Source organism: Microvirga sp. P4_G7, from assembly GCF_056401005.1.
Map to the genome: position 1 here is coordinate 1 of NZ_JBFUKD010000028.1, position 15530 is coordinate 15530.

Here is a 15530-nt window from a genome sequence, read left to right on the forward strand (position 1 = left end):
GCATCTCCCGTGCCGCGAAGGGAGGCCGCGGTTCCAACGCATTGGACGAAGCCGTCGATCCGCCCGCCGGTCTGCGCCCAGATCTCATCCGCGAGAACGCCGTAAGCTGCGAGCTGGTCCGTGTTCCTCATCTGGTCGGTCCAGTAGCCACCGTTTTCCAACGCGATGACGCGCGCCGCTTCGATCATGTCGCGTGTCAATTTCTCCGTCATGCGCCCGCCGTCGCTCGCTACGATCTCGAGCTTCGCACCAAGAATCCGCATGTGATCGAGCTTCTCGCGGGCGAAGGCGTCCGACGTCACGATATGGAGTGGATATCCCTTCACTGCGCAGACGAGAGACAAGGATACACCCGTGCTTCCACCTGTGTATTCGACGACGGATCCACCCGCCGAGAGACGGCCATCCGCCTCCGCGGCCTCGATCATCGCCAGCGCCATGCGGTCCTTCATGCTCCCCGTCGGGTTCTCGCTTTCCAGCTTCAGGAGGATGCGCGCCCCGCTTCTCGACAGAATCTTGCGCAAGGGCAGTAGCGACGTGCCGCCGATACGATCAAGTATGCTTTGCTTTGCCGGATTCATGAGGCGATCCCTGTCATCTGCAATCGAACGTTCCTGATACGCCGGCTCCTCCAAGTTGTGCGGTACGGAATCCGGACTTCTCGGGCGAACCGCGAGATGGTAGCCCTTTGCGATGTCGAACTATGGCCAGTTTTGTTCCAGCGCACGTGCTCTCGACGTCGTCGGCGGTCGTTGGACGCTCCTTGTCGTGCGTGAAATCCTCTGCGGCAGCCGACGCTTCAACGATATTCGTCGCGGCATCCCGCGGATCTCGCGCACCGTGCTTTCGGAACGTCTGCGCAGTCTGGTGCTCGTCGGCGCCGTCGCTCGCGTCGAGGGTGCCCATGGGCCCGAATATCACCTCACCGAAGCCGGTGAAGAACTGGCGACGATCGTCGGGGCGATGGCCACGTGGGGCCAGCGATGGTTGCCGCGACGGCCGCAGGACGAAGACCTCGATCTCGAACCCCTCCTCGTGGACATGCAGAGACGCGTCCGTCTGCACGCGCTGCCGCGCGAGCCTCTCGTCGTCCGCTTCGAAATCCAGAAGAGCCGCCAAGCGCGCTTCATGCTGCTCGCGCTGAACGAGGTGTCGGTCTGTACGCAGAACCCAGGCTTTCCGGAGCTCCTCTGCGTCCGTGCTCCCCTCGCCGCGCTGATAGCCTGGTGGCGCGGCGATGTCGGCTACGCCGCGGCGCAGCGGATGGGACTTGCCGTCGACGGGCCCCGCGACCTCGCCCGGGCGTTCCCGGATTGGTTCGACCGCTATCTGTTCGCGACGATCAGCCCGGCCAAGGAAGTGATCGACTGACCGTCTGGGCGTCCTTCCGTCGCGATCTTGCCCGAAGTCCCGGGAAGATCATCGACGTTCCGTGGGCAAGCGAATGGTCCGATCAACGCCTGTGCGCTGGGGGATAATTTCGGCAGCTGACGGGAACCGAACTGAGCAGTTGCTGTTTTTGATGGGCGGAAGGCGTGGTCGCGCTTCTTCCCGGGGGATCAATGGAACAGCCACCGCTGGTAGACAAGATTCTGCGCGATCGCGATCAAGTGCAGCAAATCGTGGCGGCCCTCGTGGAGGGCATCATCATTCTGCATGCGGATCGCCGGATCGTATGGGCCAATGACGCGGCGCTGCGGATGCACGGCGTCGACGCCCTCGAAGATCTGGGCGGTTCAGCAGATGGCTATTACGATCGTTTCGAACTGAAGTTTCGCAACAACCATCGCCTGCCAGCGGAAGGCTACCCCATCGAGCGCGCAGTTTCCGGCGAAAATTGTCGGGACATGGTGGTCGAGGTCAGGCCTCGCAGCGATGAAGATGCTCTGTGGATTCATTCGATCAGCAGCGTCGCTGTGCTGGATTGCGACAACGAGATCGATTGCTTCGTGATCGTCATCAGCGATGTGACGGAACGCTTCGAGGCGGAGGATCGCTTCGAGAGCGCCTTCAACGCCAACCCGGCGCCCGCATTGATCTGCCGGCTGGCCGATTTACGCTATGTCCGAGTCAATCCGGGTTTCCTCGAGATGACCGGCTTCTCGCGCAATCAGGTCGTCGGACGCTCGACCTACGAACTCGACATCTTCTCTCAGGCTGAACGACGCGAAACGGCGGTCGAACGTCTGAGAGAAGGCGCAACCGTGCCGCAGATGGAATCCTGCGTTCCCGTTCAAGGTGGCGGCTACAAGTTCGTCATCGTCGCCGGCGAGCCGATCCGGATCGGGGATGAGGATTGCATGCTCTTCACCTTCGCCGATCTCGACTTGCGCAAGAAGGCGGAGACAGCTCTGCGCGAAAGCGAGCAACGATTTGCGAAATCGTTTCAGCTGTCTCCGGTGGCACAGACGATCGCGACGCGTGACGGCTTCAAGATCACAGAGGTCAACGCGGGATTCCTCGAAATGACGGGACTCGCGGAGGAGGAGGTTGTCGGACGGAGTGCGAAGGACCTCGGCTTGTGGGCAGACAACGCAGCCCAGCGACAATTCGAGGCAACGCTCGCGCGAGCCGGCCGCGTCCACAACATGGACATGCAGATGCGCGTGAAGGACGGAGCGTTGATCGATTGTCTGATATCGGCGGAAGAAGTTTCGATCAACGAGCAGAAATGCGTCCTCATCGTCGTGCAAGACATCACCGATCGCAAACGATCCGAAGATGAGTTGATGGGTGCGATCGAGGCCGTGATGGCCGACACATCCTGGTTCAGCAGAACCGTCGTGGAAAAACTCACGGCGTTGCGTCGCGTCTCCCACATGTCCATCTCCGCCGAAGTCGACGAACTGACGGAGCGGGAGCGCGACATCCTGCTTCTCATCTGCCGCGGACAGAGCGATCTGGAAATGGGGACGACGCTCAATCTGTCGCGCAACACCATCCGCAACCACGTGTCGTCCCTCTATCGCAAGATCGGCGTCAACCGGCGCGGCGCGGCGATCATCTGGGCGCGCGAGCGAGGCATCTCAGGTCAGGATTCGATTCCCTCAAAGGTGAGACGTCATGCCCCAAACAAGAGACAATTCCGCAAGAAGGGACGGAAATACTAGTATCTCTGGTACTTCCGGCTCTTGTGGAGAGGTTGCAATCGGATCATTCAAGCGCTCGGTCCCTTTTCATCCACAGCTCGCGCGATTTCGGCTGCCGAAGTCATGACTGCCTGAAGGACTATCAATGCAATTCAAGCTTTATCCTGACGCTGCCCCCGTTCCGTCGGGCGTTCCGGGTCTCGATGACATTCTGCAAGGCGGCTATTCCGCCAGCCGCGCACATCTCGTCGAAGGACGTCCCGGATGTGGCAAGACGACGATCGGGCTGCAATTCCTCATGAGCGGCGTCGAACGTGGCGAGCGCTGCCTCTACATCACGTTGTCGGAGAGCAAGCGCGAGCTCCTTTCCGTCGCGGCCAACCACGGCTGGTCCCTCGACGGGATCGACATTTACGAACTCGTCCCGCCTGAACTCAGCCTTGATCCGAAGCAGCAGCAGAGTCTCGTCTACGCGTCCGATCTCGAACTCGGCGAGACGGTGCAACTCGCTTTGGCCGAAGTGCAGCGGGTCCAACCGCTGCGCGTCGTGTTCGACAGTCTGTCCGAGATCAGGCTCCTGTCGCAAGGGTCGTTGCGCTATCGGAGGCAGGTTCTCGCACTGAAGAGCTTCTTCCTCCTCAACAACATCACTGTCTTGATGCTGGACGATCTCACCTCCGAACAGGACGATCTCAACCTCCACAGCATCAGTCACTCGGTCATCAGGCTCGAACAGCTCGCGCCCGACTACGGCAGGGAGCGTCGGCGGCTTCGCGTGGTGAAAATGCGCGGAACGAACTTCCGTGGGGGCCATCACGACCTCATTATCAATCGTGGTGGCGTGCGCGTCTTCCCTCGGCTCGTGGCGGCGGATCATCATCAGGATTTCCCGTCCGACCGGATTACCAGCGGCGTGATCGGGATGGACGACCTGATGGGAGGCGGATTGGACCGCGGCACGAGCACGTTGATCATCGGACCGTCCGGCGCGGGCAAGTCGTCCCTCGCTGCGGGATACGTCCACGCGGCGCTCGGTCGTGGCGAACAGGTTCTCATGATCAGCTTCGACGAAACCACGCGGATCCTGCAGGAGCGCACAGCAGGAATCGGTATGGACCTCAGACCGTACATCAAGAACGGCTCGCTTCGGGTCGAGCAGATCGATCCCGTCGAGGTGACGCCCGGCGAGTTGTCAGGCCGCGTCCGGGATGCGGTGGAGCGGGAGAATGCGCGCATCGTCGTCATCGATAGTTTGACCGGGTATCTCAACGCGATGCCGGAAGAACAGTTTGTCGTGCTGCAGATGCACGAAATGCTGACATATTTGAATCAGCAGGGCGTCGTGACGATTCTCGTTCTGGCGCAGCACGGCATGATCGGGCAGATGGCCTCGCCCGTGGACCTCACCTACCTCAGCGATAGTGTCGTCCTGCTCCGTTATTTCGAAGCCGAGGGGCGGATCCGTCGCGCCTTGTCCGTCGTCAAGAAGCGAACCGGCGCGCATGAAGATACAATCCGGGAATTGCGGATCGATCACGAGGGGTTGCGCGTTGGTGATCCGCTGCGCCATTTCCGAGGCGTGCTGACCGGAGTACCGACATTTGAAGGCCGAGGTGCCACCTTGCTCGACGAGCGCGCCGACGATGGCGCGAAATGACCCGTCGACTGCCCTGATACTCGCTCTCGTCGGACGGGACGGGGCCGTCGCCCAGAGGATCCTCACCGAGGTCGGAATCCAGGCGCAGACYTGCGCAGACTTGACGGACATGCTGGACGCCCTGCCGCGCGCCGGATGCGCCGTGATCACCATCGAGTCCCTTTCGGCCGCGGAGCGCCCGGCTCTCGTGGAATGGGCGGGCCGCCAGCCACCGTGGTCCGATATGCCGTTTATCCTTCTCAGCGAGCGTGGGATCTCGCCGGATGCCGGGCTGACCGAAATGCTGGGAAACGTCACCGTGCTGGAGCGCCCGTTTCATCCGACGGTCCTCGTCAGCGCCACGCGCTCGGCGCTGAGAGCGCGAGGCAGGCAGCGGGAGGTGGAGGCCCATCTCCACGAGCGTCAGCAGGCGCACGAGCGGCAGGCGCTCTTGATCCGCGAGCTCCATCACCGGGTCAAGAACACCCTGTCCACGGTCCAAGGCCTTCTCGGCGGGACGCGCCGATCGAGCCATTCGATGGACGAGTTTTATCAGTCGTTCTCGGATCGCATCATCTCACTGTCGAAAACGCATACGCTGCTGACCGAGGATTATTGGCAGACAGGGTCCCTGATCGAGATTCTCAAAGCGGAGCTGGGGCCGTATGACAGCCGGCCGGCGCGGCGCATCAGCCTCAATGGCCCGCATGTGGAGCTCTCATCCGAATACGCCATTCCGATCGGCATGGCGATCCACGAGCTGACGACGAACGCGGTGAAGTATGGTTCGCTGTCGACGCCCGCAGGCCGGGTGGACGTGACGTGGGACGTCGAACTCAGCGATGCGCGCAAGACGCTGCATTTCATGTGGGCCGAACAGGGTGGCCCACTGGTCAGGAAGCCTCAGCGTCGGGGCTTTGGCTCGACCTTGCTGCAACGGGTTCTGACGACGCAGTGCAGTGCGAAAGTCCGATCCGACTTCGAACCGCAGGGGCTGCTGTTTCAAATGGAAGCGACACTCGCCCCGGATCATTCCGGCGAGAAGTGAAGCGCCGGCTCCTCCACGCGCCCCGAAAGCGTCTCGCGAACGAAATCGACGAACAGCTTCGCGGCGTTCTCGCCCATGCCCGTCATGCCGGCTTCCTCGCAACTCATATGAAATTGCAGGGACCCGAAGAGCGCCGTCTTTGGATCGCGAACCTGGTAGGCGGCGATCTTGATGGCGCCGGCGCTCATGATCCGCTCCACCCGGACCTGGTCCACGCTGTCGTAGAAATCGTTGGCCGTCGTCATTCTCGCACCTTCGAGAGATTAACAGGCCTTAACCTTTAGGGCGTGACGCTTTCGTGGCGCTTGCAATCACGCGACGAACGACATCAGCATGACCGTAATAACATTCGCATTGCTGCCTCTCGCCGTCACGCGCCACGCCTCATGGGGAAACCAATGAATCGCAACGCGGCAGTGACTGATGCCTCGGCTCAACTGTGCAAGGGCAGAGGTAGAGCCGTTGACCGTCCCGCGAAGAGCGCGTGCGCAGAGGAGAGCACCGCTCCTCTGCGTGCCCCACGAGTGAGAAGAACGAAGTTCTTCTCGATTTTGGCAGATCCTGGCGATTGTCGGACGGGTCGACGAACATGATGTCGTACCGTCCACCGCTGAAGAATGAACCGTAGAGATCAAGAAGACGGCGCTGGAAAATCGCCGGGTTCTTCTCCGGTTCGCGCGAAAACACAACGGCCGGTTGGCCGGACGCGGGTCCGACCAGCAGGCTTCCCACTTCCCGTGCAATGGCGATCTGCTCGGGCTTGAATGCAAAACGTCCTCGCTCGATCGTCCATGCGGAGGCTCCTGCGACGGCGAGCGCAAGCGTGCAAGCAACGAGCGCGCCACCTGCGAACATGGCGCGACCGGCACGCCAGGCGAGAAACGACGAGATGGCAACCGCTATGGGAGCCAGCACCCAGGGAATGAACAAGCGGTTGTTGAACCAGAGGCTGAATGTCGTCGTGTGGATGCCTTGAACGCTCGTCAGGCTCGCGCTGATGTCGAAGACGCGTCGCGCGCGAAACACCAAGAGACCGAAAAGGACGAGCGCGACGGCGAAGGCGGTTGATGCGAGAAGCCCGTAGAGCCTCGTTTGCACGGGCGCGCGCGCCAAAGCCTCGATGCGTCCGAAGCACACAATGATCAAGAGTGGATAGGTGAATTCGAAATACCGCGAACTCATGAATTCCGGGCGGGCGCTGTTCACCAAGTACGAKAGGTCGTGAATCAAGGTCACGCCGATGTAGAAGGTCAGGAAACCGAGCGACAGAGTCTCGAACCGGATCGCGTGGTCGCAGAAGGCGGCGCGAATACGGTTCGCCACCGGAAGGGACGCAATGCGCTGTCTCCAATCCAACTTGGCGAGACCGAGCAAGAGAGGGAGAAAGGGAGCAAGAACCACGCCCAGGTAAAGGGCGTACAAGATGATCCACCGCCAAGCCCGCTCGCCCGTAAATTGCCCCGTCCTGAACACCGCGTCCGACGTCTTCAGGCCGATTGCTGCATCAAGCCGAATGCCACGCGACGACGCGAATGCGAGCCACATTCCGACCATGAGACCGATTGTAAGAACGGCAACGCTCGAATCCGCGAGAAGCGACGACACACGTCTTCCCGCGCCGGCTCGATCGAGGAAGGTGAAAGCCATCCAGAACACAAGCAACGCTATGGATGCCGGAAGCATGATGAACTTTGTCAGAAAACATCCCGCGATGGCAGCACCGACAGCGATGTCGCGCAGCCACCGTCGCGAGAATGCATGGTCGCCTGCGACGACCATGAACATCGCACAGAGGAAAACGGGTATGGCGAGATTCTCCGCCATCAGGAAGGAGACGTTGGCCGGAAAAGGGACGAGAGTGACTGCGACGGCCGCGCCGAGAGCGAGGGAGCGTCGCATGATACGGCGGGCAAGGCCGTAGGCGGGGAAGATGGACGCAGTGTAGACGAGGCAGTTCAGAACGAGCATCGCGTCGTAGAACCGGGCCTTGAAGAGAAAGGCCGGAGAGAGCAGCAGCGGATAGAGCGGCGGGTAGACGAACTGTGCCCATTTCCATTTGTAGGGCGCGTCGCCGAACAGTGCCGCCGCATGCCAGTGATAAAGCCACTCGTCGAATGCTACCGTCGGCCCGTCCCCAGGCCAGATCACGACCATGCGCAGGATGCTGACAAGGAGCCAGATTGCCACCAGCGCTACACCACTCGAGATCAGGGCGGTTTCCTGCGGTGACAGAGCGCGCCTGATTCGGGACATTATCCTCCGCCGTGGTGGCGGAGGCTCAGCTTCGGCCGACATTGCGTCCCCTCCCAGCGCCGCCCGAACGTCGGCTCAGTCGCGATTGCGCTCTCCGACGAGAAGCAGATTGCTCGTCCAGCCGAAGAGCGATGCTGTTTCGATGCGGGTTTGAAACTGCGGCAGCGCCGAGGCGATCTCGCGAAGTTCCGTTGCTGTCATGAGATTCAAATTCTCTTCCTTGGCAAAAAAACCGTGTCCCAACGACATCAGGATCGCACGATGCCAGCGCTTCGGCAGCCAATGGATGAGAGGAAACTGGGTATGATAGTCGATTGGAAACCAGCGATTCGGAGTCGTGAGAAAGAACCCTCGTTTTGCCACGCGAGCGCATTCGGCAATGAAACGCGCCTGGTTATCCGCCGAACCCACATGCTCCAAAACCGCAGACGAATGGACGAAGTCGAAAGACCCATCCGCAAAAGGCATGTTCAAACCGTCTGCGTGGACGAACGTGACGCCCGGATAGGTGACTTCCAAGTGTGAAGCATCGTCGACCCCGCACGCCGTAATCCGATCTTTGTGCGGGTAAAGGGCTTCGAGATAGTTGGAAGATTCATAAGTCACGTCCGACGTTGCGCCGACGTCGAGAACCGTTGCTTCGGCGTCGGGACGAAACGCCTCCATAAACATCATGAACATGTCACGCCGAACGCGTGCCGCGACGCGGACCGACAAGCTACCGGCCGGTGCGAGATTGTACTGCGCGTTTACGGGTCTGCTCATTGCGGTCTAAACGCCCATCGACTCAAGAAGAGGTAATTTCCGACGATCACGATAGCGCCCGACAGCGCGAATATGACGAAATCCGGCAGATGAGGCGCGCGGGAGAACGTTTCCGATAACGCAGACGAGACGATTGTRTTGATCACTTGCACGCCACAATAGCGCGGAAACGCGATCGCGTGGGGCTGGTCCGACCGAAAGGCCAGTCGCTTCTGGCCGAGATAGGCGAAAGGGATGCACATCAGATAGGCGATGGCACTTGCGAGCCACGGAGACACGAACAGAACATCTCTGAGTGCGGTGGCGATCACCACATAGGCGGCCGCGGCGAGCAAGCCGACGGCGGTATAGCGTGAGAATTGCCACTTGGATGCAAGCGTGACGAGACGGAGCATCACGTTTGGTCTTTGCGGTGGAAGGGGATCTCGAGCATGCCCAGCAGAAACGCTGCAAATGCAGTCTGGACGGCGACGAGAACCGTGCAAAGCGAAACGACGAGTACCCTTGGAACGGCGCGCGACTCGAGGCTGCCGAATCCGACATCGGACCACTGCTTCGTCGACCATAACACCCCACACAGGCCCACGAGCAGAAGAAGCGCTGCCAGCTGCACGAGACGATCGGTCGAAACCCACCCCAGCAGCCGCTCCGATCGCGACGTCCGCGGCAGAAATCCTGCCTTGCTCGCGAACATGCGCGCGATCGCGCCGAGAACAATCAGTTGAACGCCGAGGACGACGAGGAAACATGCGCCGATCAGGCTGTTCAAATCGAGCGCGATGTTGCTCCCAAACCTGACCGGGCCGCGGATCAGCATGGCGACGAGCGGGAGTCCGAGCAAAACGAGGAATCCACCCGGTACGAGAAAGAGCCAGCGCGGACTGTACATGAGCAGAAACTTGAGATGCCGCCAGCCGTCTCGCCACGTCTTGAGGTGGGGTGCGCGACTTCGCCCGTCGACACTCAACGTCGTCGGCACCTCGACGATCTTGAGCGAGCCGAGCGCGCTGCGCACCACCATCTCGCTGGCGAATTCCATCCCTGTCGTCTGAAGGCCCAATCCGCGGATCGCGGCGGTTCTGAATCCACGCAGGCCGCAATGGAAGTCGTTGACGGGAATGTTGAAGAACAGGCGACCGATGAAGCTGAGGACGGGATTACCCAGATAGCGGTGCAGGACCGGCATCGCGCCTGGCTGGATCCCGCCCTTGAAGCGATTGCCCATGACGAGATCGGCGCCGTCGCGCAGGCGCTCGACGAAGGGCATCAGGTTGGAAAAATCGTAGCTGTCGTCCGCGTCGCCCATGACGATGAAACGGCCGCGCGCCGCTTCGATGCCACCCATGAGGGCCGCACCATAGCCACGCTCTGGAATGGGAACGACGCGGGCCCCGAGTGCTTCAGCGAGACCCTGCGATCCGTCGGTGCTGCCGTTGTCGGCGATCAGGACTTCGCCCGATATGCCCGACTTTGCCAGGAACGCATTGGCCTTCCCGACGCATTGCACGATCGTCTCGGCTTCATTGAGGCAGGGCATCAGGATCGTCAGCTCGACATCGCCGCCGTCGGATCTTTCGGCAGGAGTGGCGCTCGAGAGGATTGCTGAGGCGGCGGACATTGAGGCGGCGGACATTGAGGCGGCAGACGTTGAGGCGGCAGATGTTGAGGCGGCAGACATGGAGCGGATCCTCAAACCGGCGTCCGATCGATTGAAATCGATGGCGTCAATTGCTTCAATATTACGTTTCAAACGAAGAATGAAGACATTTCCGAGAGGCCCCAAATCTTTTTCGAGCCTGTGATACCCGGCATGTCTCGTTCAAATCGTCTGATTGTAGGCACCGACCTCGGGATTTTCGCGCAACACGCTGTCGACGCCCTTGAACATGGCATGCAGGCGTTCTTCCGAGACGGGGCTTTCCACGACGACGACCAGCTCAGGTTTGTTCGAGGAGGCGCGAATCAAGCCCCAGGTGCCGTCCTCGGTCCGGATGCGTACGCCGTTGACCGTGTTCACCTCGACGATCCGATGACCGGCGACAGGCTCGCTCGCGTCCGCCATCGCCTTGAAGCGCTTGGTAACCCGCTCGACCACGTCATATTTCACTTCGTCGTCGCAATGGGGGGACATCGTCGGCGAACCCCAGGTCCGCGGCAGGGCGGCATAGAGATCGGCCGTCGACTTCGAAGGGTTGCGGTCGAGCATGTCGAGAACGGCGATGGCGGTGACCAGGCCGTCATCGTAGCCGCGGCCGATCGGTGCGTTGAAAAAGAAGTGCCCGGATTTCTCGAAGCCCGCCAGGGCGTTCAATTCGCGCACGCGGCGTTTGATGTAGGAATGGCCGGTCTTGTAGTAATCCGTCTTGGCGCCCTGCGCGATCAAGACCGGATCGGACGAGAAAAGGCCGGTCGATTTCACGTCGACGACAAACTGGGCATTGGGGTGAATGCCCGATAGATCCCGCGCCAGCATGACGCCGATCTTGTCGGCAAAAATCTCGTCGCCATGATTGTCGACGACGCCGCAGCGGTCGCCGTCGCCGTCGAAGCCGAGGCCGAGATCGGCCTTGTGCTCCTTCACTGCGGCCGCGATGGCATGAAGCATTTCCATGTCTTCGGGGTTCGGATTGTAATTCGGAAAGGTATGGTCGAGGTCGACGTTCAGCGGCACGACCTCGACGCCGAGTGCTTCGAGGGTCTGCGGCGCGAAGGCGCCTGCCGTACCGTTGCCGCAGGCGACAACGGCCTTGATCTTGCGCTTGAAGCGGGGCCGGTCGGTCAGATCGGCGATGTAGGTCTCGGCAAAACCCTCCACGAAGCGATAGCTGCCGCCGTCGCGATGCTCGAAAGCACCCGCAAGCACGATTTCCTTCAGCCGCCCCATTTCCTCGGGGCCGAACGTGACGGGGCGCTGGGCGCCCATCTTCACGCCGGTCCAGCCATTGTCGTTATGGGACGCCGTGACCATGGCGACGGCCGGCACATCAAGGGCGAATTGGGCAAAATAGGCCATCGGCGACAGGGCGAGGCCGATGTCGTGAACCTTGCAGCCGGCGCTCATCAACCCCTGGGCGAGGGCAATCTTGATGGCCATCGAGTAGCCGCGAAAATCATGGCCGACGACGACTTCGCGAGGGACACCGAGTTCTCCGAGCAGGGTGCCGAGCCCCATTCCCAGGGCCTGAACGCCCATCAGGTTGAGTTCAGGAGCCACGTCCGAGCCAGGATGCCCGAACCACCACCGGGCGTCGTATTCCCGAAAGCCGGTCGGCTTGACCAGGGGAGTGGTCTCGAAGGCGAGGGTGTTCACCCGAACGTCCGGCGAAGGCTTAACGAACATCAGAAATTCCCGATTGCGATGGCGCCTACGCCTATTATAGGCGATACAGGCTTTCAAGCGGTGCTAATCCATGCCGTATGAGGGATGAAGGCGAACTGCAATTCTGTTGCGCAAATGTCACTTGCGGCGATTTAGCCGTCAAATGCGAAGCTTACCCGCCGCAATTTTGGTTGCGCTGGGCGACAAGAATCGGTTTTCCATCTCCGATTGATATTCCGGAGCGAACCATGAATCAGCGTACCGTCCTTTGGAGCGTCCTGGCGCTCGCCGCCTTGACGAGCCCAGCCTACGCCTACCTCGATCCCGGCACGGGTAGCATCCTGCTCCAGGCTCTGATCGGCGGTATCGCTGCAAGCGTGACCGTGCTCTCGCTTTACTATCAGAAGGTCAAGACTTTCTTTTCCGGCATTTTCTCGAAGCGTTCCGACGGAAAATAAGCTGTGTTGATGACATCTGTGCAACGCAACGCTGGGTCGTTTCGCGATCCGGCGGGACACGTATTCGAAAGTGCCGGTCGCATCTATCGGACCATCAACGAACGCGCCCGCGCCGATTATGAGGCAGTTCGGGACAAGGGCGTTCTTGCGTCATCGATCGAAGCTGGATTTCTGATCGAGAGCCGCGAGATCGAGAAGCCGCAATGGGAAACCGGTCTCGAACGGGCTGCCTATGTCGTCGAACATCCGAAGATCGCGTTTATCTCTTATGCCTACGAATGGTCGTTCGGCGCCCTGAAGGCGGCTGCCCTGCACCACCTGGATTTCCAACTTTTTCTGCTCAAGCAGAATGCGGTCCTGTCGGATGCCACCGCGTACAACATCCAGTTCATCGGACCGAAGCCCATCTTCATCGATCTCCTGTCGGTACGCCCGTACCGCGAGGGTGAGTTCTGGATCGGCCACCGCCAGTTCTGCGAACAGTTTCTCAATCCTCTTTTGCTGCAGTCCAGCTTGGGCATCGCCCACAACGCTTGGTATCGCGGCAATCTCGAAGGCATCCCGACCGCGGATCTCGCCCGCGCGCTCCCGTTCAGCAGTCGCTTTTCCTGGAACATGCTGAGCCAGGTCATCCTGCAGGCGAAGCTTCAATCCAGAGCCACCGCTGCGCCCGATCAGGCCATTCAGGACGCGAAGAAGACGCGAACGCTCTCGCGGGCAGCCTATGAGGGCATGCTGCGCCAGTTGCGGAACTGGATCGCGACCCTTCATCCGGCCGATACCGGGAAGACGGTCTGGGGGGACTACGCGAAGGACAACACCTACACGAGCGACGAGGCGCGCGAGAAGCGGGCGTTCATCGCCGAGTTCGCCGCGACGACGCGTCCGAACGTCATGATCGACATCGGTTGCAACACCGGTGACTACTCGGTCGCGGCTCTCGAAGGCGGGGCATCCTACGTCGTCGGTTTCGATTTCGATCAACGCGCTCTCGACCTTGCGTTCTCACGCGCCGCGACGGAGAAACTGAACTATCTGCCGCTGTGGCTCGATGCTTCGAACCCCAGCCCCGATCAAGGCTGGATGCAAGCGGAGCGCGCGGGCTTCGGCAAGCGCGTGCGGGTCGACGGCGTCATCGCCCTTGCGTTCGAGCACCACCTCGCGATCGCCAAGAACGTTCCCTTGCCGCAGGTCGTGGAATGGCTTGTCGAGCGGGCACCGACGGGAATCATCGAGTTCGTGCCGAAGAGCGACCCGACGGTGCAGAAAATGCTCGCGCTGCGGGAAGATATTTTCGACGATTACACCATCGAGGCCTTCACAACCGCTTTGTCGCAAAGGGGCCGCATCGTGAAGCAGAAGGAAGTTTCGCAAAGCGGGCGAACTCTGTTTGTCTTCGATCGGAGCTAGGGCCATCTGGAGGGACCTACCGATTGGTGCGCCTTTACCCAGGGGCGCACCGCAGCTGGCCGCGATTATCCGAACTTCTGAGTTCAGTTGAGAGCAATGCCGTTTCTCGTCTCCTTCGCAATCGCCCTTCACGTTGCCGTGCTGGCGCCGATCTACCTGATTCTTTCTCAGGGGGACCGAGTCGAGGTCGGCCCTCGCGCAATTCTGGGATGGCCCCTCCTCGTGGCTGTCGCCGCCGGGCTCCTTCTCGGACTCCTTCTGCAGAGGAGTGTCGCGCGAGGAAGACTGCGCCCACTGGCGGCGGTATCGGCCCTCGGCGTCTATCTCTACCTTCAATTCTATCTCCTCGTATGGAACTTCGGCGTCTTTGACGGGCGTCTTATTGATTTCCGCTCGTATGCATCTCAGGGCGTTCTCGAGATCGCGATCCTCATGGCGCTGTTGGGGGTAGCCTTTATCCGTCCCCGGATAGCGGCGGATCTGTTTGGACGGTTCCTGGTGGTCCTGGTCGTGGCAAGTGCCGGATTCTGCGGGTGGCAGATCATGACAAACGGCTCGCTTGATCGCTCACCCCAAAAGGTGGAGACGACATCGACCGGCGTCGCGTCCTCCAGCTTCTTTCGCGACGACGTCGACATCATGCGGAATGCGACGAGCGTCTCGAGCACGCGGAAGAATGTGATCGTCATTCTGCTCGACACGCTGCAAGCCGATGTCTTTGAGCAAGTCATGCGGCGAGACCCGGACCTGCGGCGCCAGTTCACGGGATTTACCCTGTTCAACAATGCGACGGGCCATTTCCCGTACACAGCAATGAGCGTACCGGCGATTTTGACGGGCGAACCTTACAAAGCGGACGCTGAAAGTATCCCCGCTTACAAGGAACGGGTCGCAAAGAAGCGCATCGAGGCGGTGCTTGCCAAACAGGGAGCGGAGCCGTCCCGAATACCGCTCGAGAGCCGTCAGAACTACCTGGGTGCCGAAAGTGCGGAGTGTCGAAGCTACGCCAACGTCTACGACTTGTTTGGATTTCGCCAGCTTCCGATCGCGTTGAAGCCCTTCTTCTACGACGACGGGCGCTTCAGGGTTGCCCGGCTGTGCGGCGCCATTCCGCCGACGAATCCGGAGGTCGATCTCGCGGTTTTCGACAAGCTGATCAATGAAACGAAAGCCGACGCGGATAAACCCACCGTGAAGTATCTGCACTTCTGGGGAGCGCATCCGCCCTCGATGCTGAGTGGAGATTGCAGAGTGCGAGGCGCGAGCCAAGCTTTTGCCGACTTTCAGGGACAAGGCGAATGCGCCCTCCGCAAGACCGGGGCGTATCTCGACAAGTTGCGTAGCCTCGGTGCGTTCGACAATTCGCTGATTTTTGTGATCTCAGACCACGGCTCACGTTATGGCTTCCTGAATGCAGGCCCACGCGGATCCGTTCCATCTTTTGTGATGTCGTCGGCAAGCCCCACGCTTGCCTTCCACGATTTTGGCGACAACAAAGAGTTTCGCACGAGCGGCGCTCCCGCCATGCTGGCGGATATCCATGCGACGATTC

General features: G+C 60.6%; 14 protein-coding genes. 7 read left to right on the top strand and 7 right to left on the bottom strand.

Annotation, left to right across the window (positions count from 1 at the left end):
- Positions 1–581 (bottom strand): PLP-dependent cysteine synthase family protein (locus tag AC1DT3_RS03320; protein WP_477463817.1); only part of this gene is annotated, 581 nt, incomplete at its 3' end.
- Between the two features lie 112 nt (positions 582–693).
- Here AC1DT3_RS03320 and AC1DT3_RS03325 point away from each other — a divergent pair.
- The 4 genes from AC1DT3_RS03325 (at position 694) to AC1DT3_RS03340 (ending at position 5773) form a co-directional block, all read left to right on the top strand.
- The gene (locus AC1DT3_RS03325) at positions 694–1371 is read left to right on the top strand and encodes a winged helix-turn-helix transcriptional regulator (protein WP_477463818.1); all 678 of its coding nucleotides are present in this window, start codon (positions 694–696) and stop codon (positions 1369–1371) included.
- A gap of 191 nt (positions 1372–1562) precedes the next feature.
- Entirely contained in the window at positions 1563–3110 is a 1548-nt protein-coding gene (locus AC1DT3_RS03330; protein ID WP_477463819.1) for a helix-turn-helix transcriptional regulator, read from the top strand.
- 124 nt (positions 3111–3234) lie between these two features.
- Positions 3235–4746 (top strand): ATPase domain-containing protein, encoded by a 1512-nt coding sequence (locus AC1DT3_RS03335; protein WP_477463820.1) that lies wholly within the window; start codon positions 3235–3237, stop codon positions 4744–4746.
- The gene (locus tag AC1DT3_RS03340) at positions 4733–5773 is read left to right on the top strand and encodes a sensor histidine kinase (protein WP_477463821.1); all 1041 of its coding nucleotides are present in this window, start codon (positions 4733–4735) and stop codon (positions 5771–5773) included. The genes AC1DT3_RS03335 and AC1DT3_RS03340 overlap by 14 nt, the downstream gene beginning before the upstream one ends.
- Here the strand turns inward: AC1DT3_RS03340 and AC1DT3_RS03345 are convergent.
- The 6 genes from AC1DT3_RS03345 to AC1DT3_RS03370 all read right to left on the bottom strand — a co-directional run bounded on the left by AC1DT3_RS03345 (position 5755) and on the right by AC1DT3_RS03370 (position 12131).
- A complete protein-coding gene (locus AC1DT3_RS03345; protein WP_477463822.1) occupies positions 5755–6018 on the bottom strand; it encodes a hypothetical protein in 264 nt (87 codons plus the stop codon). The genes AC1DT3_RS03340 and AC1DT3_RS03345 overlap by 19 nt on opposite strands.
- Positions 6019–6157: 139 nt before the next feature.
- Entirely contained in the window at positions 6158–8026 is a 1869-nt protein-coding gene (locus AC1DT3_RS03350; protein WP_477463823.1) for a hypothetical protein, read from the bottom strand.
- 75 nt (positions 8027–8101) lie between these two features.
- Entirely contained in the window at positions 8102–8791 is a 690-nt protein-coding gene (locus tag AC1DT3_RS03355; RefSeq protein ID WP_477463824.1) for a class I SAM-dependent methyltransferase, read from the bottom strand.
- Positions 8788–9186 (bottom strand): GtrA family protein, encoded by a 399-nt coding sequence (locus AC1DT3_RS03360; RefSeq protein WP_477463825.1) that lies wholly within the window; start codon positions 9184–9186, stop codon positions 8788–8790. The genes AC1DT3_RS03355 and AC1DT3_RS03360 overlap by 4 nt, the downstream gene beginning before the upstream one ends.
- Positions 9186–10409: a glycosyltransferase family 2 protein gene (locus AC1DT3_RS03365; RefSeq protein ID WP_477463826.1), complete on the bottom strand. Its 1224-nt coding sequence runs from the start codon at positions 10407–10409 to the stop codon at positions 9186–9188. The genes AC1DT3_RS03360 and AC1DT3_RS03365 overlap by 1 nt, the downstream gene beginning before the upstream one ends.
- Positions 10410–10610: 201 nt before the next feature.
- Positions 10611–12131, bottom strand: a complete 1521-nt coding sequence (locus AC1DT3_RS03370; protein WP_477463827.1) for a phosphomannomutase/phosphoglucomutase — start codon at positions 12129–12131, stop codon at positions 10611–10613.
- A gap of 227 nt (positions 12132–12358) precedes the next feature.
- Here AC1DT3_RS03370 and AC1DT3_RS03375 point away from each other — a divergent pair, with 227 nt between their 5' ends.
- The 3 genes from AC1DT3_RS03375 to AC1DT3_RS03385 form a co-directional block, all read left to right on the top strand.
- The gene (locus tag AC1DT3_RS03375; protein ID WP_477463828.1) at positions 12359–12568 is read left to right on the top strand and encodes a hypothetical protein; all 210 of its coding nucleotides are present in this window, start codon (positions 12359–12361) and stop codon (positions 12566–12568) included.
- A 9-nt stretch (positions 12569–12577) separates the two neighbouring features.
- Positions 12578–13978 (top strand): class I SAM-dependent methyltransferase, encoded by a 1401-nt coding sequence (locus AC1DT3_RS03380; protein ID WP_477463829.1) that lies wholly within the window; start codon positions 12578–12580, stop codon positions 13976–13978.
- A gap of 96 nt (positions 13979–14074) precedes the next feature.
- A partial coding sequence (locus AC1DT3_RS03385; protein ID WP_477463830.1) for a sulfatase-like hydrolase/transferase occupies positions 14075–15530 on the top strand: 1456 nt, incomplete at its 3' end.

Coding starts and splice junctions, on each gene's coding strand:
- AC1DT3_RS03375 (WP_477463828.1), top strand. CDS start 12,359: ATGAATCAGCGTACCGTCCTTTGGAGCGTCCTGGCGCTCGCCGCCTTG.
- AC1DT3_RS03325 (WP_477463818.1), top strand. CDS start 694: ATGTCGAACTATGGCCAGTTTTGTTCCAGCGCACGTGCTCTCGACGTC.
- AC1DT3_RS03370 (WP_477463827.1), bottom strand. CDS start 12,131: ATGTTCGTTAAGCCTTCGCCGGACGTTCGGGTGAACACCCTCGCCTTC.
- AC1DT3_RS03355 (WP_477463824.1), bottom strand. CDS start 8,791: ATGAGCAGACCCGTAAACGCGCAGTACAATCTCGCACCGGCCGGTAGC.
- AC1DT3_RS03330 (WP_477463819.1), top strand. CDS start 1,563: ATGGAACAGCCACCGCTGGTAGACAAGATTCTGCGCGATCGCGATCAA.
- AC1DT3_RS03345 (WP_477463822.1), bottom strand. CDS start 6,018: ATGACGACGGCCAACGATTTCTACGACAGCGTGGACCAGGTCCGGGTG.
- AC1DT3_RS03335 (WP_477463820.1), top strand. CDS start 3,235: ATGCAATTCAAGCTTTATCCTGACGCTGCCCCCGTTCCGTCGGGCGTT.
- AC1DT3_RS03380 (WP_477463829.1), top strand. CDS start 12,578: ATGACATCTGTGCAACGCAACGCTGGGTCGTTTCGCGATCCGGCGGGA.
- AC1DT3_RS03365 (WP_477463826.1), bottom strand. CDS start 10,409: ATGTCCGCCGCCTCAGCAATCCTCTCGAGCGCCACTCCTGCCGAAAGA.